At 41.9% G+C, this 22,608-nt stretch carries 22 protein-coding genes; 11 read left to right on the top strand and 11 right to left on the bottom strand.

Annotated features, from left to right (window positions below; genetic code table 11):
* Positions 1–108 precede the first annotated feature (108 nt).
* The 3 genes from CJD30_RS06775 to CJD30_RS06765 are packed head-to-tail and all read right to left on the bottom strand — an operon-like array spanning position 109 to position 2,008.
* Positions 109–468: a hypothetical protein gene (locus tag CJD30_RS06775; RefSeq protein WP_294917694.1), complete on the bottom strand. Its 360-nt coding sequence runs from the start codon at positions 466–468 to the stop codon at positions 109–111.
* 19 nt (positions 469–487) lie between these two features.
* A complete protein-coding gene (locus CJD30_RS06770; protein ID WP_294917692.1) occupies positions 488–1,873 on the bottom strand; it encodes a tetratricopeptide repeat protein in 1,386 nt (461 codons plus the stop codon).
* A 6-nt stretch (positions 1,874–1,879) separates the two neighbouring features.
* Positions 1,880–2,008 (bottom strand): hypothetical protein, encoded by a 129-nt coding sequence (locus tag CJD30_RS06765; protein WP_294917689.1) that lies wholly within the window; start codon positions 2,006–2,008, stop codon positions 1,880–1,882.
* Between the two features lie 137 nt (positions 2,009–2,145).
* Between CJD30_RS06765 and CJD30_RS06760 the strand changes: the two genes are divergently transcribed.
* The 6 genes from CJD30_RS06760 (at position 2,146) to CJD30_RS06735 (ending at position 9,818) form a co-directional block, all read left to right on the top strand.
* Complete coding sequence (locus tag CJD30_RS06760) at positions 2,146–3,663, top strand: response regulator (protein ID WP_294917686.1); 1,518 nt, start codon at positions 2,146–2,148, stop codon at positions 3,661–3,663.
* Complete coding sequence (locus CJD30_RS06755) at positions 3,653–4,423, top strand: MBL fold metallo-hydrolase (protein WP_294917684.1); 771 nt, start codon at positions 3,653–3,655, stop codon at positions 4,421–4,423. Before CJD30_RS06760 ends, CJD30_RS06755 begins: the two co-directional genes overlap by 11 nt.
* Before the next feature lie 77 nt (positions 4,424–4,500).
* Complete coding sequence (locus CJD30_RS06750) at positions 4,501–4,989, top strand: PAS domain-containing protein (RefSeq protein WP_294917681.1); 489 nt, start codon at positions 4,501–4,503, stop codon at positions 4,987–4,989.
* Positions 4,964–6,400, top strand: a complete 1,437-nt coding sequence (locus tag CJD30_RS06745; RefSeq protein ID WP_294917679.1) for a methyl-accepting chemotaxis protein — start codon at positions 4,964–4,966, stop codon at positions 6,398–6,400. Before CJD30_RS06750 ends, CJD30_RS06745 begins: the two co-directional genes overlap by 26 nt.
* Positions 6,401–6,443: 43 nt before the next feature.
* Positions 6,444–7,667 (top strand): HD domain-containing phosphohydrolase, encoded by a 1,224-nt coding sequence (locus tag CJD30_RS06740; protein WP_294917677.1) that lies wholly within the window; start codon positions 6,444–6,446, stop codon positions 7,665–7,667.
* A gap of 6 nt (positions 7,668–7,673) precedes the next feature.
* The gene (locus CJD30_RS06735; RefSeq protein ID WP_294917675.1) at positions 7,674–9,818 is read left to right on the top strand and encodes a sensor histidine kinase; all 2,145 of its coding nucleotides are present in this window, start codon (positions 7,674–7,676) and stop codon (positions 9,816–9,818) included.
* On the opposite strand, the gene CJD30_RS06730 is transcribed toward CJD30_RS06735, so the two are convergent.
* From CJD30_RS06730 to CJD30_RS06695, 8 genes are read right to left on the bottom strand one after another with little or no spacing between them, the layout of a single operon-like run.
* On the bottom strand, positions 9,815–10,933 hold the full coding sequence (locus CJD30_RS06730; protein WP_294917673.1) for a HAMP domain-containing sensor histidine kinase: 1,119 nt from the start codon (positions 10,931–10,933) through the stop codon (positions 9,815–9,817). The genes CJD30_RS06735 and CJD30_RS06730 overlap by 4 nt on opposite strands.
* Positions 10,926–12,578, bottom strand: coding sequence for an EAL domain-containing protein (locus tag CJD30_RS06725; RefSeq protein ID WP_294917671.1), 1,653 nt, complete (start codon positions 12,576–12,578; stop codon positions 10,926–10,928). The genes CJD30_RS06730 and CJD30_RS06725 overlap by 8 nt, the downstream gene beginning before the upstream one ends.
* Positions 12,571–13,251: a response regulator transcription factor gene (locus CJD30_RS06720; RefSeq protein ID WP_294917670.1), complete on the bottom strand. Its 681-nt coding sequence runs from the start codon at positions 13,249–13,251 to the stop codon at positions 12,571–12,573. Before CJD30_RS06720 ends, CJD30_RS06725 begins: the two co-directional genes overlap by 8 nt.
* Entirely contained in the window at positions 13,248–14,435 is a 1,188-nt protein-coding gene (locus CJD30_RS06715) for a hybrid sensor histidine kinase/response regulator (protein WP_294917667.1), read from the bottom strand. The genes CJD30_RS06720 and CJD30_RS06715 overlap by 4 nt, the downstream gene beginning before the upstream one ends.
* A 42-nt stretch (positions 14,436–14,477) precedes the next feature.
* The gene (locus tag CJD30_RS06710) at positions 14,478–16,202 is read right to left on the bottom strand and encodes an EAL domain-containing protein (protein ID WP_294917665.1); all 1,725 of its coding nucleotides are present in this window, start codon (positions 16,200–16,202) and stop codon (positions 14,478–14,480) included.
* Positions 16,192–16,998: a HAMP domain-containing sensor histidine kinase gene (locus tag CJD30_RS06705; RefSeq protein WP_294917663.1), complete on the bottom strand. Its 807-nt coding sequence runs from the start codon at positions 16,996–16,998 to the stop codon at positions 16,192–16,194. Before CJD30_RS06705 ends, CJD30_RS06710 begins: the two co-directional genes overlap by 11 nt.
* Positions 16,943–17,374, bottom strand: a complete 432-nt coding sequence (locus CJD30_RS06700) for a hypothetical protein (protein ID WP_294917661.1) — start codon at positions 17,372–17,374, stop codon at positions 16,943–16,945. The genes CJD30_RS06705 and CJD30_RS06700 overlap by 56 nt, the downstream gene beginning before the upstream one ends.
* A gap of 44 nt (positions 17,375–17,418) precedes the next feature.
* The gene (locus CJD30_RS06695; RefSeq protein ID WP_294917659.1) at positions 17,419–18,861 is read right to left on the bottom strand and encodes a response regulator; all 1,443 of its coding nucleotides are present in this window, start codon (positions 18,859–18,861) and stop codon (positions 17,419–17,421) included.
* Positions 18,862–19,110: 249 nt separating this feature from the next.
* Between CJD30_RS06695 and CJD30_RS06690 the strand changes: the two genes are divergently transcribed.
* From CJD30_RS06690 to CJD30_RS06670, 5 genes are all read left to right on the top strand, one after another.
* Positions 19,111–19,491, top strand: coding sequence for a PAS domain-containing protein (locus CJD30_RS06690; protein WP_294917656.1), 381 nt, complete (start codon positions 19,111–19,113; stop codon positions 19,489–19,491).
* 8 nt (positions 19,492–19,499) lie between these two features.
* Positions 19,500–19,955, top strand: a complete 456-nt coding sequence (locus CJD30_RS06685) for a hypothetical protein (RefSeq protein ID WP_294917655.1) — start codon at positions 19,500–19,502, stop codon at positions 19,953–19,955.
* Positions 19,921–20,769 (top strand): methyl-accepting chemotaxis protein, encoded by an 849-nt coding sequence (locus CJD30_RS06680; RefSeq protein ID WP_294917652.1) that lies wholly within the window; start codon positions 19,921–19,923, stop codon positions 20,767–20,769. The genes CJD30_RS06685 and CJD30_RS06680 overlap by 35 nt, the downstream gene beginning before the upstream one ends.
* Positions 20,770–20,885: 116 nt before the next feature.
* Positions 20,886–21,287 carry a PAS domain-containing protein gene (locus CJD30_RS06675; protein WP_294917649.1) on the top strand — a complete coding sequence of 134 codons (402 nt, stop codon included), beginning with the start codon at positions 20,886–20,888 and terminating at the stop codon, positions 21,285–21,287.
* Between the two features lie 9 nt (positions 21,288–21,296).
* Positions 21,297–22,550, top strand: coding sequence for a methyl-accepting chemotaxis protein (locus CJD30_RS06670; protein ID WP_294917646.1), 1,254 nt, complete (start codon positions 21,297–21,299; stop codon positions 22,548–22,550).
* Positions 22,551–22,608: the final 58 nt, after the last annotated feature.

Raw genomic sequence — 22,608 nt, 5'->3', positions numbered from 1 at the left:
CATTACAATTAAATTGAAGAAAGATACTTATTTAGATTGTATTAATTCAATACAATTTTATAAGAATCTCTCATTCAACATACACTAAGATTATGAAAACAAATATGCCTATATTCCCAACGCTTTTAACAATACAGCTTTCTCTTTTTCAGGATTTGCAAACAATCGATTGTGTTGATCATCATCCAAAATAGCGAGATCATCAAACAGCTCTTCATCATCCTTTTCGGGAAAATATTTGCTCACTTCAGATGCTAAGCTTTCCAAAAACTCATCGCTGTTGTTCTCATCGAATAATCCGACCCGTTTGCCGTGCTCGATGGTGGCGATGGTACGCAAAAGATAGAGTTTATCGAGACGATCGTCGCTTTGGGGTGAGTTGATCAGATCGTTGATGCGGGTGACTTCGCTGCGGTAGGTTTCGGTGGATGTTTTGATGGTTTCTAATTGTTCAGATGAAAAAGTCATGTGGGTTCCTTAAAATGGATTATGGAAGGGATTGTACCCGTTTTTCTAACGCATCGGCTACCTCTTGGATCGTCTTGTTCCATTCATTAGGGGAATTTTGGCGGAAGAGGCGCATCACGTTGGGATACCATGGCGAATCCTCACGCTTCTGAAGCCATCTCCAATCGCATAGCGTATAGGGGAGAAGCACCCAGCACGGTTTAGCAAGGGCGCCGCAGAGGTGTGCGACCGCCGTATCGACACAAATCACCAGATCGAGTTGCGAGATCAGCGCGGCGGTATCGGCGAAATCCTCCATGCTTGCGCTTAGATCGATGATCGGCGTATTCGTCAAAAGGGCGGCATCTTCAGCGGAGAGCTCTTTTTGGAGGCCAAAAAAGGTTGTCCCTGTGATTTTCCACAGCGGTTCCAGCATGGAAAGGGTACTGAGTGAGCGGTTGTGATCGTTGTCATGAGATGCAGAACCTCGCCAAATGATTCCGATGTTGAATGTGTTGCTCTGACGTATGGGATGGTCGATCCATTCATCCCTCACCGAGAGATAGGGTAGATGTGCGGGAATCGTATCAAGAGTTGTATTCATATGTAGCGGCAAACTTAGTAAAAAACTCCAGTAATCGTGTTCCTCGATCTCCTCTACCGAGGTGATGATTCTATCAATCGTATCGAGCGTTGAAAAGAGCCTTTTGAGTGGAGCTTTGCACAACAGGGTAATCCGCGCAACCCCCCGCTTTTTTAGCTCCGAGAGGTAGCGGACGAATTGAATCTCATCGCCGTATCCTTGCTCGGGGAGGATGAGGATGGAACGCTTTTTCAGCGATTCTCCGCTCCACTGGGGAAAGGTGAGAGCAGGAGTGAAAAAAGTCGGATTGATCTGTGGATCGTAGCGTGTTTCATAGAGTTTCCACCCCTCTTCGAATCGACCTTGTTCAAGGAGTAAAAAGCTTAAATTCGCTTGTGTTTTGATCAATTGGGGATCGTGCAGCAGCGCTTGGCGATAGGAGGATTCGGCATCGTCATAGCGGTGGAACTCTTTGTAAAGCATCCCGAGATTGCGATGGGCATCGACATAGGCCGGATCATGCTCGAGGGCTTTGGAGTAGTGACTCTCTGCGGGTTCAAAGTCACCGGTTTCTTTGAAAATATTGGCGAGGTTATTATGGAGTTTCGGATTGTTTGGATCAAGGGTGAGGGCTTGTTGATAGACCTCGATCGCTTCATCGGGGCGTGCTAACACTTTGAGAATAATCCCCAAATCGTTATAGGCATCGATAGAGTCCGGCTGGATTGTGAGGATCATGCGGAGAAATTTTTCTGCTTCGTCATAACGTCCCAGTGCGTAGGCATTGGTTAAAGCAGATTTCAATAACGTTAAAAGCTCATCATTGTCTGGCTGTACATTCATAGCGTGCTAGATCATATCCTCACATTTTCCGTTTTTTTCTTCGTCGTGTCTAACTTCTTCGGATTTTCGGGTCACAAATAATGCAAATAAGATCAAGAGACAGACTCCACCGAATAACAGTGAAAAAGTATCCATGTGTTATCCCCCTTTTTTATAGGTTTTAATTCAGTTAGTATACTTAAAAAAACAAGGAGTTCAATGAGAATTTTTTGACCAAATTTAAGATTAGTTTCGTTACTCTGCTTCACAAAATTAGAGGGGGGGGAAAAAGTATGGCTGATCCGAATGTGTTAAAACAGCTTCGCTTGGCACTTCACACCTATACCCTCTTGTATGTCGATGATAATGTGGCGTTAAATGCGCAGGCGACAACGCTTTGTAAAAAGTTTTTTGGTACGGTCATGTCTGCATATGATGGATCTCAGGGGTTGCAGATGTTTGAAAAATATCGACCTCAGGTGATTATTACGGATATCGGTATGCCAAAGATCGATGGGCTAAGGATGTCTGAACTGATTCATGAGATCGATCCTGAGGTCATTATTATCATCACCTCCGCACATGATGAACCCTCATTGCTCCATCAATCGATAAAAATCAGAGTCTTTGATTATCTCATCAAACCGCTCAAAATTGATGAACTGATTGCAACATTTACCCGCTGTTCTGAAGTGTTGATAGAATCATTCCATCGTAAAATATTTAACGCCAATCTCCATGCCGTCTTCAACTATCAGAATAATCTGGTGTTTTTGCTCCATGAACGCAACGTTGTTATCGCCAATCAGCCGACGCTCGATTTTTTCGGTGTGAAGAATATAGAAGCACTCCGTAAGCGGTTTCAGTCGTTTGGTGAAATTCTCCTAGAACATAAGAGTTTTGTCTACGATCATGACACGATGCGATGGTTTGAACATATTTCGGCACATCCGGGGCATCTTTTCAATGTTAAAATCGCCGATAATGAAGAGACATCTCACCATTTCATTCTAACATTTCAAAAAATCCCTGAAAAAGAGGGGTATTCGGTCCTATCGTTGAATGATGTGACCGAATTGGGATTGTTAAAAATCTATGATTCCGATGCGACGGAACGCGAATCATTGCTCAAAGATGAAAAAACGGTCAAAGCGTTACTCGAGATGGCGATGCGAAGCGGCGCTAAAATCAAAGTCCATAATCTCTATAAGGGGCTCAGTATTGTCAATGACGGTTTGGTAGTGAGTGTGGATGGACGATCGGTCAGTATGAAAAGTCCCTATGTTCAGCTCAAAGCGATCCAATACGAAAACCTCTTTTATCTCACATCAGAGCTCTTTCCGATGGCAATTTTGGCAGAGGGGATCCGACAGATCGATTTTGACTCCCAAAGTATTATCTTCAACCATTACCGTTTGGTAGAGACCTCTCCTACACGCAGGGAGTCGATACGTGTCACTCCCGATAAAAATATACAATTGACAATGCTCTACGAAGATCGAAAATTTGATATCGATATGGAGATTATGGATGTATCGATGGCAGGGATTCGGGTGCAGGTGCTATCGTTGCCGGCCGGTTTTTCGGTGAAACATTCGGTTATCTTGGATATTGTGATCACAACGGCGCTTCGTCCGATCATTATCAATACAACGGCAGAGGTACTGCGTATCGATGAGGTGAATCACCGATTCGAAGTCGTGTTTATCTATGATCTTCGAGGGGAGGCGAAAAAAAATATGATCGATTACATTGCCAAGCGGCAAATGATTTTAATTCGTGAATTTAAAGGAATACAGTATGAACACTGAAACACTCTTGTTTGATGATACCCACCATAAGTGTATTATGTTTAGTCTTGAAGATGAGGAACATGCCGAACACTCGTTGTCGGTCAATCAATTTTTGATTATCCAAAATGATAGTGCCGTATTGATCGATCCGGGGAGCGAGTCGATTTTTAGCGAACTCTATGAAGCGATCTCACGCCATATCAATCCTGATAAAATCAAATACATTTTTTTCTCGCACCAAGATCCTGACGTTGCCGGAGCGATTGCGCAGTGGAGTGTTGCGACATCGGCAAAATTGGTTATTTCCAATCTGTGGGTTCGCTTTATGGGACACTACGGATTGATGGATATGAATCGGATTGTAGGGTTGGAAGATCACGGGGCTCAAATCTCGTTTGGAAACGATTATCTGCGATTTATTCCTGCGCACTTTTTGCATTCTCCGGGAAATTTTTCTCTCTATGACAGCCGCTCAAAGATCCTCTTTTCCGGTGACATCGGAGCTGCTATCGCCTCTCCCCAAAATCTCAACAAAAAAGTGGATGATTTTGAAGAGCATCGGCCGTTTTTAGAAGGGTTTCATCACCGTTATATGGCATCGAATCTCTTTTGTCGTGCCTGGGTAGAGTGTGTACGCCGTGTGGATGTCATGACGATCGCTCCGCAGCATGGATCACTGTTTCACGGTGAAAATGCCGCTCGCTTTTTAGAATGGTTTGAAAATGTCGAGGGTGGGATGGAACAGTGCAAAACACTCTATGGTTTGGATAAGGAGTAAGAAGAGACGAAAATTGCCACACAAATGCAACACTAACCATTCATAATTTCAACAAATGATATATAAGGTGAGTGCATATGGCAGGAATGGAGCTGACGTTTGATGAAAAAGAGTTTATCGTCTCAAAGACCGATTTAGCCGGAAAAATTATTTACGGTAACGAAGTATTTATTTCCATGTCGGGCTATACGGAATCTGAGTTATTGGGAAAACCGCATAATATTCTTCGTCATCCAGATATGCCAGCCAGTGTCTTCAAGTTTTTATGGGACAAAATCAAAAACAAAGAAGAAGTATTTGCATATGTCCTCAATAAGACAAAGCAAGAGAATTATTATTGGGTTATGGCGCACGTTACACCAAGTATGAACGATCAAAATCAATTGATCGCCTACCACTCCGTTCGACGCAAACCGACCCATAGCGCATTGGATCAGATTAAACCGATCTATCGTTCGTTGTTGGAAGCGGAGCGACGCGGTGGGATCAGAGCCGGGGAAGAAGCGCTTGGAAAATTTTTAAATCAACGAAAGGTCTCTTATGAAGAATTTATCCTCTCTCTCTAAACTCCAGTATTTAAATATTATTTCAATTATTGTATTTATGGTGGCTCTCGTGATCGAGGTCATTACGATCGGATTTGACTGGATCCGTGTTTTGAATTTGGTCAATTTTGCGATTGCGTGGGCAATATCCGTCAATATCCGAAAAGTACAAGCGACGATTCATAACGTAGCCGAAACGATGAAAGAGCTTGAACACGGACATATGGAATCGCGCATCACCAATATCGATGAACACGGTGAACTTCGTGCATTGTGTTGGAATACGAACAACATGATCGATCAGCTCGAAGTATACATGCGTGATACGTACGCCGTTATCGAAGCGTTGAGTCAAGACCGCTATTACCGAACGGTTCAAGATATGGGATTAAAAGGGACCTTCAAACGCTCTGCGGAGTATATCAACCAAAACGTTTACAAAATGAGAGCGAGCCACGAAGCACTGAAACTCTCCGAGTTGGATAGCAAACTCGCTGAGATCAGCCGCTCTACGGGAGGATTGGACGTTATTCAAAAAGATTTGGTGACAACGATCCAAAATCTATCGAATATTTCATCTATTTCACAGAATACTGCGGCACACTCATCTGAAACGGTACATGAAATCGGAGAAGTCAGTCAAAATCTTTCGGCATTGAGCGAACTGGTCGTCGATTCAAACGGTGCGATTAATGCGCTTAGTTCCCGTGCGAATGACATTAACTCGGTTGTCAATTTGATCAAAGACATTGCTGATCAAACCAACCTTTTGGCGTTGAACGCAGCGATCGAAGCGGCGCGTGCCGGAGAACACGGACGCGGATTTGCCGTTGTTGCCGATGAAGTTCGAAAATTGGCGGAAAAAACCCAAAGTGCAACGGGAGAGATTTCAATCGCGATTCAAACGTTGCAGCAAGAGACCAACTCGATTCAAGCGGGATCGGAATCGATCAATGAAATTGCCCTTCGTTCAAGTGCGTTGATCCAAAAATTTGATGAGACGATTCATGTATTCAACAACGATGCCCTTCAAACAGCGTCAGTCGTTCGCGACATCGAATCCACCGCATTTGTTATTTTGGCAAAAATCGACCATATGCTCTTCAAAAACGGTACCTATAATGCGATATTTACCCGCCACGTACATGGAAACCATGTCGATCACCATAATTGCCGTTTGGGCAAATGGTATGAGGGCAATGAGGGGCAAAGCCATTTTGGACAATACAGTTCGTACAAAGGGTTGCTCAAACCGCACAAAGATGTCCATGATATCGTCGGTGAGATTCGTGATGTGATCGCGGATATGTCGAGACTCGGAGATAATCGAGAGTTGATTATTGAAAAATTCAGCCGAATGGAAAAATCATCGGATGAGTTATTCAAGCAGCTTGATACGATGTTGAATGAAGCGGCAAATACTACACATTAATGTTGTATGTGAATAATCAAAAAATCGATCATAAGGGTAGGGGATGAAATACGTTCTGAATTTTAGAGAGGTAACGTATGCTTTATCCGAAGCGCTTGATTATGTCGGAATAGATGATACCATGCACGGAAAGCGGGTAGGGTATATGTCTGCCGAAGTCGCAAAACGCTTAGGGTGGTCATCCGAGCGGATCGATAGAATCCTTTTGATCGGCATGCTTCATGATTGCGGTGTATCATCGACCGATGTCCATCATCATTTGGTGAGCGAACTCGATTGGGATAACTCGCAAACCCATTGCATTAGAGGTGCTTCCCTTCTGAAAAAAGTCCCGTTTTATACCGATTATACCGATGTCATTTTATACCATCATACCCATTGGGATGAATTATCTTCATCGCTCCCTCTTGAAACCAAAGAAGAGGCTAATCTTATCTATTTGACCGACCGTGTTGATGCGCTGCGTGTTCAGCTGGGTTCCACAACATTGCAAGAAAAAGCCAATGTACGTGCAACGATTCAAAAATATGCCGGTGAGATGTTTGCTCCTGAATTGGTGGATGCATTTGTAGAGGTATCGTTGGCGGATTCGTTTTGGTATTATTTGGAGATTGAGTCGCTGGAAGGGTATTATGATGAGTGGATCAATCTGACTGAACCCTCAGACGTACTGTTTGATGATCTAAAAAGCGTTGCGATGATGTTTGCGGATGTTGTTGATGCAAAAAGTCCTTTTACGTCGAAACATACCTATGGCGTTGCGGCATTGGCGCGTCATTTGTCTGGATTGTACGGGCTGAGTGAACGTCAGCAAGAGAGAATCGAATTAGCGGCATTCTTCCATGATTTGGGAAAACTCCGAGTTGCGGATGCTATTTTGCACAAAGCGGGTCCGTTGAACGAAGAGGAACGCTCTCAAATGAATCGCCACGGGTTTGATTCCAATATGATTCTTCGAAAGATCAAAGGATTTCATGAAATAGCGCAAATCGCTTCGATGCATCATGAGACATTGGATGCCAAAGGCTACCCTTATCATTTGCATGGTGATCAGATCCCGACAGAGGCCAGAATCTTGGCGATAGCCGATATCTTTCAGGCATTGGTTCAAGATCGCCCCTATCGAATGGGGATGAGTGCTGAAGCGGCATTAGGGGTTTTGGATTCGATGAGAGATGATCTAAAACTGGACGGTTCTATCGTCGAAATTGTACGGCAGAATCTTGAGAGCTGTTACCGATGGGCAATCGTTTCGGAAAATGTGTGAGTGTAGATGCTAAAGGGTATCAAATCTAAGAAACTCTCTTCGATTATCCGAAACGAGTATTTAAAATCGATCATCTATCCTCTTTTAATCATAGAACTAACGTTGCTTGTCGCCTATTTTTGGAGCAATCACTTTGTGACATCCGCTACCCAAAATGCTTTGCTTGAAGAGAATAAAGTCAATATCGCCGGGATAGCGGAAAGATCAGCCAAGAGTATAGATCTTGAATTCCGCTCGGTCGGCGATATTACGAAACTTTTTCAATCGCGGCATCAGCAGTTTTTTTCCGAAAAAGAATCCAACAGCATGAATGCTGCCGATAAAAGTTATCTGCATACCTCCGATGGGGTTTTATACAACCTAAAAAAGAAAGAGGACTCCTGTACCCTTTTTTATTCGAGCGTATCGAAAAATGAGCCCGCGAGAATCCAAAAAGCGGTAGCCACAGAAAAACTCGATCCGTTTTACAATGCTACGTTATCGACAAATGATAATGTTGTTCAGGTTTATTTCAACAGTTACGATTCGATGAACCGTTTATGTCCGTTTATGGACGATGCCTTAGGGCAATATCCGCATGATATCAATATCCCAACGTACAATTTTTATTATCTCGCCGATCAAAAACACAACCCAAAACGCTCCGTCGTTTGGACCGATGCATATCTTGATCCGGCAGGGCAGGGATGGATGATCAGTGCAATCGCCCCTGTCTATCGCAATGATTTTCTAGAAGGGGTCGTAGGAATCGATATTACCCTCGAAAAGATTTTGACCAATATTCTTTCGATCAAGTTGCCCTATACTTCGTACGCAATGCTTGTGGATCAACACGGCAATATCATTGCGATGAACAAAGGGCTTGAACCGATCATCGGGATAAAAGAGGTATCGGGAACCTACGATAAACCGGTAGAAAAAACGATCAGTAAACCGAAAGATTTTAACCTGCTCAAAGAACAAAAACATCCAATCACTCAGCTATTAGGGGATATGTTCAAAAATCATCGGGCGGTGGATGAGTTCAACGGCGATTCAGAGAGCTTTTTAGTGACGCAAAATACAATCGATCAAACAGGATGGAGATTGATCATCCTTGTCGATAAAAATTCACTCTTAGCTAAAACAATGGCATTAAAACACCGTACGGACAATATCGGTTATGCGATCTTGGGTCTTATGGCTCTATTCTATATTGTATTTTTTATGTTGATTATGCGTCGATCCAAAAACTTCTCCAAGATCATTTTAGATCCGATCGAAAACTTGGTCAAAGCGACCGATGAGTTAAAAAACAACCTCGAAATCGCAAAATTTCACTCGAGCAATATTCATGAAATCGATATATTGATCGATAACTTTACCCGTATGGGGGACGAGCTCAAAAGTTTGTATGCGTCGATGAATACGAGAATCGAAGAGGGAGTCGCAAGTAATCTCGAAACACAAAAAATGATGATCCATCAATCCCGTTTGGCTGCCATGGGTGAAATGATCAGTATGATTGCGCATCAATGGAGACAACCGGTTAATGCGATTGCGGTAATGGCCAATAATCTTTACATGGATGTCGAGTTTAATACGCTCAACGAAGAGAGACTCAGAGATGCTCTGCTCAATACCATTGATTTGACACAGGAACTTTCAAAAACGATAGATGATTTTAGAAACTTTTTTAAACCCGATAATGCATTGGCCGAGGCCAATCTATCAACTATCGTCAATGACGCCGTATTGGTTATTGGAAAATCGATTGACTATGCCAATATCACAATAGAAAAACCCGATGTATCTGATATCGTAGTGATGACACATGCACGTGAATTGGTACAGGTTATTGTGAACATTATGAAAAATGCAAAAGATGCCTTTGAAATCCATCCCCACCATAATCAAAAAATTACGATTCGATTCCGGCAAGAGTCTGAAAATATCTTTTTGAGTATTTGTGACAATGCCGGAGGGATATCAGATGATGTTATAGATAAGATTTTTGATCCCTATTTTTCAACGAAACAAGATGTGAATGGAACCGGATTAGGGTTGTACGTATCGAAAATTATTGTTGAAAAACATCTAAAAGGGAATTTGAGAGCGTATAACCATGAGGAGGGTGTCTGCTTTGAGATTGCCCTTCCTCTAAGTATTTAAGAGTAAATAAATTTCAATTGGCTGGTATCAGTGCGGGGAATTGAGATAATAAACGTCGTTTGATTATCCGATACGGAGAGCTCTAATGTCCCTTTGAACTCTTGAGTGATAATGAGCCGTGCGATATGCAGACCGATACCAAATCCTTCTCCTTTTCCCTTGGTAGAGAAATGGGGCTCAAATATCTTCTCCCGTATCGCTTCCGGGACACCCCCCGCGTTATCTTTGATATGAAAAATGAATGCGGTGTCGTTGGATGAGACCTCTATGGAAATCGTTTTTGTATATTCGGTCGCAATGCTTTTGAATGCATCTTTCGCATTGGCAATCAGGTTGACTAGGACCTCTTCTAAATCGCTTGAGTAACCGTATAAAAACTGATCATTTTCAAGTTTGAGCGTCTGATAGTAGATCCGTTCACGCTGCAATAGATCGGTGAAAAAGAGCTCTACCCTCTCCAACATTTCATTGATTGAAAACGGTTCTTTTCCCCGATGGGTTTTTCCCATATTCAAGACATTTTTTAAAATCTCTGCCATCCGTTGGGATTGTTCAGAAATCATAGTCGTACTTTTTTGGATCGATGCGGAGGGGACGCACTCTTCAAGCGTTGATTGGATGGAGAGATTGATCGCTTCCATACTGATAAGATTGATGGGTTGGCGCCATTGATGGGCGACAACGTTGAGGGTATCAACCATTCCGGAACGATGTGAACGAAGTTTTAAGGCTTCATTGTAGTGAAGCGTATTCATATATTCTTGAAGCATAGGAATGATTTCTGTGCATAGTATCGCGTCTAGATTTTCAGATGAAGGGGAATAGTGTACGCACTGGGTTTGTAACGATATTCTGCGATAGCATGCTTCATCTATTTCAGATGCTATGAGAATCAGTACTGCTTTATTGATCTGAAAGAGGGATTCTAAATAATCGATATGAGAGAGATCAAATTTTTTTGTCTCTAAGATAATACCGATATATGCGGTAGGAAGATCCGGCTTTGAGCCGTACAAAAGCGTTGTTAGTGAGAATAAACGTTTTAGTTCATCCGTCGGTGCAAAAGAGGGTGTTTCATCATAAAGATAGAGTAGGGAGGGTAAAGCATTATCCATTGGTCACCTCAAAAATATTACCGGCTAGAGATCCGCAAAAAGCGTCTATATCAAGGCCATTGATGTACTCTAGTGTTTTTTCATCATCTACACCTTGAGCAATACATTGAATCTCTAGATGATGCATACTCTCTGTGAGTTTTGAGAGAATGAAATGTATATCAGGATTATCGGCTTTTTTAATCAGTTCTGGACTGAATTTCAGATAATCAGGGCGCAGAGACAAGAGTGTCATGATGTTGAAATCACCGACGCCGAATTGACTGATCATAATTTTAAAGCCGCTTTGCTGAATGGTTTTGACACATGCTAAGAGATGGTCGTTTTGGAGGATTTTCAGTGCATCGACAATATGAAAGCAGATGTTTGATGGAGTGATTTCATTACGCTCGGCCCAAAATAGAATATACGACAAAAGTGATTCATCACTCAATTCTGTTTCACTGAGGGTCAAAAAGATCGGTCGGATGGGATCGAGAAGTTTCTTCAACTCGAACGTACGACGTATGACAGAGCGGGTGATCATCCCCATTTGCCCCATATCTAGGGCAATGGAACGAAATGTATCAGAGCCGTAGAGATGGTCATTGTTTCGAATTTTGACAACGCTTTCATAGCCGAATACTTCTCGAGAACCGGGGGTACGCATCAATGCGAAGAAGGGAACAATGCTCTCTTCATGAAGCGCATTGAAAATCATCCGCAAAATCTCTTGGCTTTTCTTGTGGTTCGAGACGTTTTGATCGTTGGACACGTAGACGTTGTATCCACCTCCGATATGATCTGCAACCGTATCGAGGGCTAGTTTTGAGTGAAATAATATATTTTCTTTGCCGTAGGTGATTCCGATGGAGAGACTTGAATTTAAAACGATCCCTTTTTCAGATGTATGAAAATAGCGTGCGACCGAAACCATGTTGGATGCGATTGTGGTCGCTAGATCAATCTGATGCCCTTCCAAAACGAGAGAAAATTCATCGGTTCCGATGCGGTAAAAATGCTCTTTTCCCTCATGTGAAATACTTTGCAGCAATGTGGAGAGTTCTTCGAGATATTCGTTAGCGAAAGTATCACCGACAAATTTGAAAATATTACTTAGATGGTTGACTTTGATCCGCAGTAACGTAAAGGGAGGAGACTCAAGAGTTTGTATCCGATCGGCAAGTTCTTGAAACGATTTCCAGCCCGTAATAGGGTCGTTTTCAAAAAATATGAGAGACGTATCGCGTTGAGGTTGAGTAAAAATTTTCTCTAAACTTTCAAAGAGTTTCGGCATCGAGAGAGGCTTTATGAGATATCCCTCAACGTCCAATCGGATCGCTTCTGCCATATATTCGGCTTCGTCGTGTGCAGATAAGATTAAAATAGCTTGACGTTCGTTGAGTGAGCGGATCTGTTTTATCAGACGAAGACCGCCCATTTTCGGGAGTTCTAAATCACTGATAACAAGTGTAAAGGAGCCTCCTTGCTCTTGTCTTGAGCAATAAAGGCTATAGGCTTCTTCCCCATCGGAAGCAATAATACACTCTTTGAAAAAGACTTGTAGTATGCGGGAAAGTGATTCGGAGAGTTCGGGATCATCATCCACAATTAGTACGCTACGAGTTTCTGAACCTTCTTTGAGTTTGAGAATGTCGTTAGACACGCTCCATCCTTTTCATTGTGTAGCCAAATCCTCGAATATTCTCAATCAGCTCTTCTTTAAGTTTGCTTCTGACACGATTGACGAGTGAACGGATGGTTGAAGGTTCTGCCTCTTCGCCGTCCCATACAAAAGAGCGTATGCTCTCATCTGTCATGATTTGTCCGAGATTACTCACAAACATCGTGATCAAAGAAAGTTCGCGTTTGGTAAATTTCTGAATTTTACCATCATAAAATAAAAAATTGCTCTCTTTATCAAACGTGTAGTGTTCGCTCAATCGAATGATCGGCTCATACTGCGGTTTTGCCGTTTGTTGGATCTGACTGGTAAGGTGTGCTATACGGATATCAAGCTCTTTGAGATTAAAGGGTTTTTTCAAATAATCGCTGCATCCGAATGAGAAAGCATCCGAAATATAATCGACGTCGTGATACGCGCTGATGATGATTTTGGGTGTATCTGGATATTTGGCTGAAATGACTTTTAGGCATTCCAATCCACCCACGAGAGGGGTATTGATATCGAGGATATAAAAATCGTATTTTTGCGTATCGATCAGTTCCAAAACTTCTTGACCGTTATCGTAATGATCCACAAAATGACCACGAGCAAGAAGATAGGTTCTTATTGAACGTGCCAACATAAATTCATCTTCGAGAAGGAGAATTTTCACCCGATCGCTCCATTTTGTTTTAATAGTGTGATTGTAGAAGAATTGTGTTGCAAGAGCGTCGCATTTTTGAAAATATAGCGAAATGCGGTCCCTCTTACAGCTGTAGACGTGAGTTCGATATCGATATTTTCCTCTTCACAAATTTGGGCAACGATGCTCAGTCCTAGCCCATACCCCCCTTTATGCTCCGACTCACGGTGGAAGCGCTGAAAAATTTTCTTTTTATCTTGGATGATCGGTCCATGGTTTCGTACTTCGAAAAATAAATTGTCTTTTCGAATCCCCACCGTTACATTGATTTCGCTCGGACGGTATGAGTATTTAATCGCATTGGAAAGGGTATTGTCCACCAAACGCGATAACTTGAGCTCATTGAACTGTATCAGCGGAAAATTGGGCTGTCCGGTTCGAATAGACAAGGAGAGCTCATTTACTTCGGCAATACAGGTGAAATAGCGTACCCGCTCTCGGATGAACTCAACCAGATCAATCGAGGTATGGTAATCCGGGACACGGTCTCGTTTCATCAGATAGGTCATATCTTCGTAGCTGTTTTGGATAATTCTCGATCCCGCTTCGATGGCACTCAGATATTCATTGTCGATTCCATCCATCCGCAGGAGGTCAATATTGGTGATAATAACAGAAAGCGGGGTATGAATCTCATGAATGGCATTTTTTAAAAACTGATCTTGTTCTTCGAGAAGTTTGAGGGCATACTCTTTTGAATCTTCGAGTAATTGTCGAGAAGCTTCAAGCTCACAGTCGTAATTGATTCGGGTTAATAATGTGGTGAGTGCATTAAAAAGATCATTTTGATCGATCGGTTTTATAATAAAGCGATCAACTCCATAACGGATAGATTCGATAAAGATTTCTCTATCTTCGGTTCCTGAGATCGCAATGACTTTTTGGTTTGGATTTTCTTGCTTGATTTGACGGATCAGATCGATACCGCTCTCATTTCCCAAATGAATATCGCTGATAATGATAAAAGGTTCAGGACGTTCGCTGAGTTGTTTACACGAATCGAGTGCGTTTTGGAGAGTCGATGCTGAGTAAATGGTATTAAAAAAATGAGAGAGAAGACGCTCTAGGCTCTCTACGACATGCTCATCATCTTCAACAATAAGGAGATTTTTTGCGGCTGCAAGCTCTTTTAATGCGATTATTATGTTCGTCATGCTCATCTCTTTGTTTGAGGTGAGGCTATTATAACTCAACTCTTAGAGAGATTGGATAAAACGCATCGATGGGTTGTAGGGAACTGCCGCTCCAAAGAGATATCCTTGCGATTCGTGTACCCCCATGGAGACAATCATCGATTCTATCGATTTGTTTCCGACGAATTCGGCCACTGTTTTGACGTTGATTTTTTCTGCAAATGCGGTGACCATTTCGACAATCGTTTGCGATAAAAAGGCATTATCGATATCAACAATCAGTGAACCGTCGATTTTGATATAGTCGATGTTGAGTTTGGCTAAGTGCTCGAAATTCGAATATCCGGAGCCAAAATCATCAATAGCGATTTTGCATCCATAGGATTTGAGACGGGCAAAAAAATCGCCCAACTCATCGTAGGAATCGATCCCCTCAGATTCTAAAAGTTCAAAGACGAGCCGCTCGGGCTGAGGAAAGGATTCGATCCTTTTAAAAATAAAATGGCGGGTTGGAAGATGTTTGATATCTTCGATCGAGAGGTTGATACTGATGGTACACTCTGAATCCTCAAAATCTTTCATCGCTTTATCGATAATCATCTGGCTGATTTTATGATACGTTTTGGTATCTTTTGCGATCGGCAAAAATACTGCCGGGGAGACCACTTCGCCATCAGGAAGGATCAAACGGGCAAGTGCTTCGTACTTGATAATCTTACGGGTTGAGTTATCGATAATAGGTTGATAATAAGGGCAAAATCGTCCCTCTTTTAAGCCACGCTTGATATCTTCTTTGCATTTTAATTTCGCAGAATGGAGAAGAACTTTGTCTTCATCGTGCGTATAAACGATCACTTTTCCTGAACGCTGCGCCTCTCGAAGAGCTTTGTCCGCATTGGAGAGAGAGATTCCGTCTTTGTGATCAACGATCCCGATCGTCATATCCAAATACATATGTTCGTTATCGACTTGTATTTCACGCTCTTCAAACATATGGATACACAAGCGTGCGAAACGCTCAAGATCATAACTGTCCATTGGAACCAACATGGCGAAATGGGTTCCGCTGATGCGATAAAGTTTTGGGTTTGGAAGACTGGAGGTCATATCTTTCAAAAAATCGGCACATTGTACAAGAATGGAATTCCCGATTTCATAGCCGTAAAAATCGTTCAAACTTTTAAAATCGTTGATTTTGAATAATACAAGCGAATTGTTTGAGTCAGCGCTAATATCGTTTTCGAATTGACCGATCGTGAAAAGCCCTGTAATACGATCGATGGTATACATCTGAAGCAGTTCGTTGTTTTTGCTTTTGACTAACTCTTCAAGATGGAGTTTGTATTGGGTATTCTCTTTCTCGTGTTGAATGTGAGATACGACCTTATGGAGGAGTTTGATGGTTTGTTGAGGTTGAATCGGTTTAAAAAGATAACCGTCAATTCCAAGCTCTACGCTTCGATGAAGCATCGAGACCTCTTGGTGTGCGGAAATGAGTAAAGCGGCTTGATTCGGAATGTATTTTTTGATCTCTTCAATCATTTCAAGACCATTGAGGCGAGGCATTTGAATATCACTGATAATAAGATCATAGTGCTGTTTCAATGCAGCTTTAAGCCCTTCTTCACCATCAGTTGCCGTATCGACATTTGGAAAAAAACGTTTTAAAAAGAGGGTGAACTCTTCTCGAATCATTTCATTGTCTTCGACATAGAGGACGGTAATGTTTTTTCCTAGAGTGCTAAGCTCGTTGAATGATGGGGTTAAAGTTCTGGCATTAGTAGACATCATGTCCCTTTTCATCGATTGTTTTGGGTACGATAATCGTGAATGTCGAGGTGCTGTTTTCACTGCAGACACCAATCGAACCGTGTAAATGTTTTTCTACGATCATGGCTGACATATACAGACCCAATCCTGTCCCGTTTTTTTCACTTTTTGTACTGAAATACGGTTCAAAAATATGGGTCAAAACGTCTGCATTGATCCCGCCGCCGTTATCGGTGATTAAAAAGTGCAATTTATCTTCTGCTTCGTTCAAATAGATACAGACGGTGGGGCTGATAGTTCTGTTTTCTAAAAAAGCATCTTTTGAATTGTTCAAAATATTTAAAAAAACTTGCAAAAGTTCATTTTTATAGGTAACGAGATGGGTGTTTTTATCCCCTTCGAAAATGAGGGATATCCGGTTGTTTTCAAAACTTTTTCCAACGATCGTCATAAGCTCGTTTTCGATTTCACCGAGTGTGATACTCTGAGGAAGTTTATTGGGACGGAAAAAATTACGAAAATCATCGATCGTTCGGGAGAGAAAATGGACCTGTTTATCGATAGATTCCAAATCCTCAACCAGTTGATCCATTTTGAGTTCACCCAATTCGATATCCAAAAGGGCGTTATTGGTTAACATCCCTATGACGGTGATGGGCTGACGCCATTGATGGGCGATCATTCCGATCATTTCACCCATGATAGCGAGTCGGGATTGCTCGATCATAAGACGTTCCGCCCGCTCATTTTTATGTTTTTCAACATCGACTTGATGGGTTAAACTCTGATTTTGTATTGCGAAGTTTTTCAACATTTTTACACGCTTCGATTGCATTGGAGAGTTTTAGTCCGAAACTTGACAGCAGGAATGCGGTCTCTTCTAACTCGTGATTTTCATAAAGAAAGAGAAAATGACCCTGATGCGTAGGAAGTTGAAGAACGTTTTTTTGATCGTAGGTGTGAATACGATACGGTCCATCTTGTATAGGGGGAATATCGGTGATTGTGATCATTTCTCCAACGGAGACGATGGGTGTGTGTGAGGAACTCTCGTAGTAGTGCCCTCCAAGGGCATCGGAATAGTGCACGAACGTACTAATCACTTCTATGAGCATGGTATGTAAATCTAAGGAATTTCCTATAGCATTTAGACATTTGTATGCGCTGATATGATCAAATTTCGTTTCCATAAACAACACTATAATCTTTTAATGTGGCAAGTATGTTGCAAATGTCAGAAATCGAAAATATCGTCCATGTCCATCGAGTCTTGTGCAGGTTCATCGGTTGCAGTCAACATTTCACTGAGCATTTGCGCATTACTGATGATGGTATCGTCCATAAAATTGACACTCGGTGCACCCTCATAAAAGATTGCTTGGAGCCAGTTGGTTAGATCTAACCCGAATGTTTTACAAAACGTTCCCAAGAGAGATGATTTATCGATAAAGGTTTGTCGGTTTCCTGTGATCGCATACGAGAACATATTGAGTGCTCTGGCAATATCGTAGCTCTCAGAATAGATAGATGCGGATTTCCCGATGCGTTCAAGATAAAATGCTATTTCATCGACTTCATCGGGGCGGATGTCTCCGCTTCCAACGATGAGCAATAGTGTGTTCAAACGCGAAAGATTATCTTTGATATCGTCTAAATCTTCTTCATCCATGTAGTTAAATGTTTGCAATTCAACGATACTCTCAACAGGGGTAAAATCGGTTGTTGAGGAGACTACTATCGTTTCTTCTACTGGAGACTCGGTTGTTGAGACATGAATAATCTCTGGAGTTTGAATTGGGGTGTGAATGATGTTCTCATTGTATGTCGGTTCATTTTTGCATACCTCTTTTTTCTCACGAGGTGCGAAAACGGTGACTTTGTAGTGGTCGAATTTATAGGCATCAAATTCTGGAATTTTATTCAAAATAGCCAAAATCAAATCAGGGTTTACAAGACTTAGCCCCTCAATCGTAAAGTAGATGTTTCTATCTGATTCTTCGATCCATATGTGTGGTGTTAGGTTGAGGTTCAATGCAAGAAGCGCAATATCATATATAGCACGTACGGTATCAGAAAGGCGCGTGGAAGCTTGATGAATATTGAGAATGCTTTTTCCCACGTTACAGCGTCGGCATGCATCGGTCAACGTTCGTGTCTCTTGGGTTTCAAGGAGATAATACTCCCAAAATTCGGCTAATACATCATGTTCTTTAATAAAATAGGAGATGGTTCTTCCATAGGTTTCATGGTTATAGAGATTATGCCCCTCATGGATGGAGAGATGTAAACGTCGTGATTTGATAAGGTCGATATAGTTATCCAATCGGGAGTAAAAAAGATCGCTGTCAATCGATTTTCTGATGTAATCCTCTGCACCACACTGTAAAAGACGGCTTCGAAGTTCCGAATTTTCTGAGTCGGATGTTACGATAATGACTGCTTTTGGATTTTTTTCACGGATCAGTTCTGTTGTTCTTGCGCTATCCATTTCGGAGACTTCGGTATCTATAAAAACCAAATCAAATTGTTCCTCTTCGCAAAGCATCACGGCTTCACTACCGCTTTGCGTTTCATGAATAGCGATTTTTTTGTGTTTGTCATGAACATACTCTTCGATCATGGTTCGAAGATAAGAGCGACTTTCCGTGTTTTTATCTACTAGCAATACCGTTTTCATATGACTACACCTTATAGTTAAAATAATTTTTTTATAGTGAGAGAATTTTAGCGGTGCAGTGTTTCAACTGTGTTGCAAATTTCGATTTTTCACAATTTAAATTTTTAAGCGACATATATCATATTAATATCACAATTTGTTCTCTTTTTGCAACGTATTTGCAACACAAAAGCGTTAGGATGCTCCCTGCTAAAAATTACATATAACTTTTTTTAAAAAGTACATCTTTGGATTAAGGAAGTATACAAAATGCATGAAATCGAAATGGATGAATCCTCTTTGATTATTTCAGAAACCGATTCTCGCGGGATCATCACCTTCGCAAATGATGATTTTATCCGCTATAGCGGTTACAGTTGGGATGAGTTATTGGGTAAACCGCACAATATTTTACGCCATGCCGATATGCCGCGTGTGGCGTTCAAAGATCTTTGGGATACGATCAAGGTGGGAAATACATGGAACGGATTTGTAAAAAACCGAGCCAAAAGCGGTGCGTTTTATTGGGTGTATGCGACGGTATCTCCGATTACGTTTGAAAACGGCGAAACACGATATCTATCGTTGCGACGTAAACCCACACGTGCAGAAATTAAAAAATACGATGCACTTTACAAAACAATGCACTAAGGAAAATAATGTTTGATATCAGTAAATCCGATTATCTCGTTTTAAAACAGGCGATTCAAGAGTGCCGCAATTTTGTTTTGGAAAAAGTCAACGAAACGGCTATTTCGCCCGATGCACGAAGTGCGCGGGTGAATGATCTGCTGCATGATTTGAATCAGTTTGCGGGAGAATATAAAAATGTCCGCGATGCAAACTATATCCAAGCGGGTATGTTGGCGATGTCGGTTTTTCGTGCGAAAACGGGAGAGTTGAGTAATGTCAGTATGGCAAACTGTACTCAAAACGGGAGCGGAGTTCTCAAAGAAACGACGAATTTTTATAATGGACTTATGACACGGCTCAAAGAACTTTTTAGCGAAATCGAGAACGGGTTTAGCCGTATCAGTCATAATGATTTGCGTATTCCGTTTAAAGCAGACGGATGGCATCATGATATCCGTGCTCTCAATGAACATAATCAATGAACTCCAAGAAATTATTGCCGAACAATATCGTCACCAACTCACCAATGCTCTTGCATTACAGCGTGATACGATTGAATTGTCACAATATTCCGATGAACTTAGCTCCAGTGCAAACGAACAGGCTGCAAGTCTGGAACAAACGGCAGCTGCGATCGAAGAGCTAACCTCCAATGTCGCTTCAAACGCTTCTAAAGCAAACAGCATGCTGCAGGTAGCAAAAGAAGCCAAAGAAGCTTCAGAATACGGAAATCAGATTGCACAACAGAGTTTTATCGCGATGAGTGAGATTCAAGCGGCAACCGAAGCGATCAATCAAGCCGTCGATATTATCAATAATATTGCATTTCAGACCAATATTCTCAGCCTCAATGCTGCAGTTGAAGCGGCAACGGCAGGGGAAGCTGGGCGAGGGTTTGCGGTAGTTGCTCAAGAGGTACGAAATTTGGCAAACCGTTCTGCGGATGCAGCAAGACAGATACAAAACGTTGCCCAAACGGCACGTGAAAAATCTCTCGGCGGCGTTGGAACGGCTGAAAAGATGATGGAGAGTTTTGCGACGATTGCGGAGAAAATCGCATTGACCGATGAATTGGTACGAGATGTTTCTGGCGCCAGTCATGAGCAAATGTCGGGTATCAACCAAATCAATGATGCGATTCATCAGCTTGACCAAATCACGCAGCAAAATGCTAAAACAGCGACGAATGTTGCTTCTCTCTCGGGGTTCGTGCAAGAACTTTCGGATACGATGTATAACGAAATATCGGCAAAAGAATTTATCGGAAAAGACCAAATTCTCGCATCTGCACGTTAATACTAAAAAAAGGAGCTAGATACTCTAGCTCTAAAACTTCTTTTCTCTCAAATGCAACACATATGCAACACTGTTTCTCTATTATTCTAAGTATATTTTTATGAGTAGGACACATCATGTCGAATATTTTCACTACAAATGGAGCTGAGCGTATTTTAAGCGATAAAGCTTTTTTGGTCTCAGAAACCGATGAAAAAGGGATTATCGTTTTCGCGAATGATGATTTCTGTAGCATCGCCGATTATCGAGTCGAAGAGTTGATCGGAAAACCGCATAACATCGTTCGTCATCCTGATATGCCGCGTGCCGCGTTTAAAGATCTTTGGGATACGGTAAAAACCGGAAAAACATGGACCGGTTTTGTTAAAAACAAAACCAGCAGCGGAAACCAATACTACTGGGTATACGCTACCGTTTATCCGATCATGCGTGAAGGTCGCCGACACTACATCTCTTGTCGCCGAAAACCGACAGCCGATGAAATCGAAAGCGCTATCGCGTTATACAAAACACTCTAAGGACCATTTATGTTCGGTATCAAATCTACAGACTTACATCTACTCGAAGCGATGATCAATGATCTTTTCGATATTGCTGAAGGGAGACGAAATCGTTATCGTTACGCTAAATCAACGTTTAATGATTCCAAAATGGACAAAATTGCACTTTTGATCAATCAGCGTTTAAGCGCAATGACCGAAGCAAAGCAAAAAGATATGTTGGCGATGGGTGAGCTGATCTTGGCGCTTGACCAAATGAAATCAGGGGTATTTAAACCTACGAGTATAGAGGGATATGGGAGTGAAGTAAGCGTTATCGCATCTTCTTTCAGTGCATTCAGTCTTTTGCTTTCTCAACGTTTTGATGAAATTGTCAAAATTCTCAGCGCATATTCGGCAAACGATTTTACTGGGCGTATCGATCGTGGGAATCTTCATGGCGAGATGGCATCATTGATTGATGGTGTCAATAAATTGGCAACAGAAATTACCCATATGCTCTCTACATCTCTTCAAAACGGGCTTAATCTTCAAAACGAAGCTTCTTCGTTGCGTCTTGCGATGGATCAGCTCTCCAATGCGAGTAATGAGCAAGCGGCAAATCTCGAAGAGACAGCAGCAGCTATGGAAGAGATGACAAGCAACGTTCAACAAAACGCTCAAAAAGCAAACGATATGGCACGTATGGCGTCTCAAACGGATGAGAGTGCGAAACAGGGAGCACGATTGGCAAATCGTACTTCTTCTGCGATGACAGAGATCCAAGAAGCTACGCAGTCGATCAACAATGCGGTTGCGATTATTGAGAATATTGCGTTCCAAACCAACATCCTCTCTCTCAATGCTGCCGTTGAAGCGGCAACTGCGGGAGAAGCAGGAAAAGGATTTGCCGTTGTTGCCCAAGAGGTACGTAACCTTGCAAACCGTTCAGCTGATGCAGCTAAAGAGATTAAAGCTCTTGCAGAACAAGCGGCTAGCAAGTCGAATGAAGGGATGTCAATTGCAAACGAACTCACACGCGGGTTTGAAGTGATCGCTGAAAAGATCGAGCAAACAACCATGCTCGTTCAAGATGTGAGTAATGCCTCCCGCGAACAGATGCAAGGTATCGGTCAGATTAATACCGCTGTTACCCAACTCGATCAAATGACCCAAGAGAATGCGAAAATCGCTGCGAATGTTTCTGAAACATCACGTGAGATTCAAGAACTTTCGGATGAAATTTATCGTGAAATCGAAACAAAACAATTTGTCGGTAAAAGCGAAATTCTTCGCCACTAATCTACCCTATCTACTATGGTTTATTGAACGTATGTTCAGTAAATCATAACTATTTTTT

The sequence above is a fragment of the Sulfuricurvum sp. PD_MW2 genome, from assembly GCF_002633015.1.
GTDB lineage: Bacteria > Campylobacterota > Campylobacteria > Campylobacterales > Sulfurimonadaceae > Sulfuricurvum.
The sequence above is the reverse complement of the archived record's forward strand: the minus strand, read 5'-3'. Positions and strand labels throughout refer to the sequence as shown.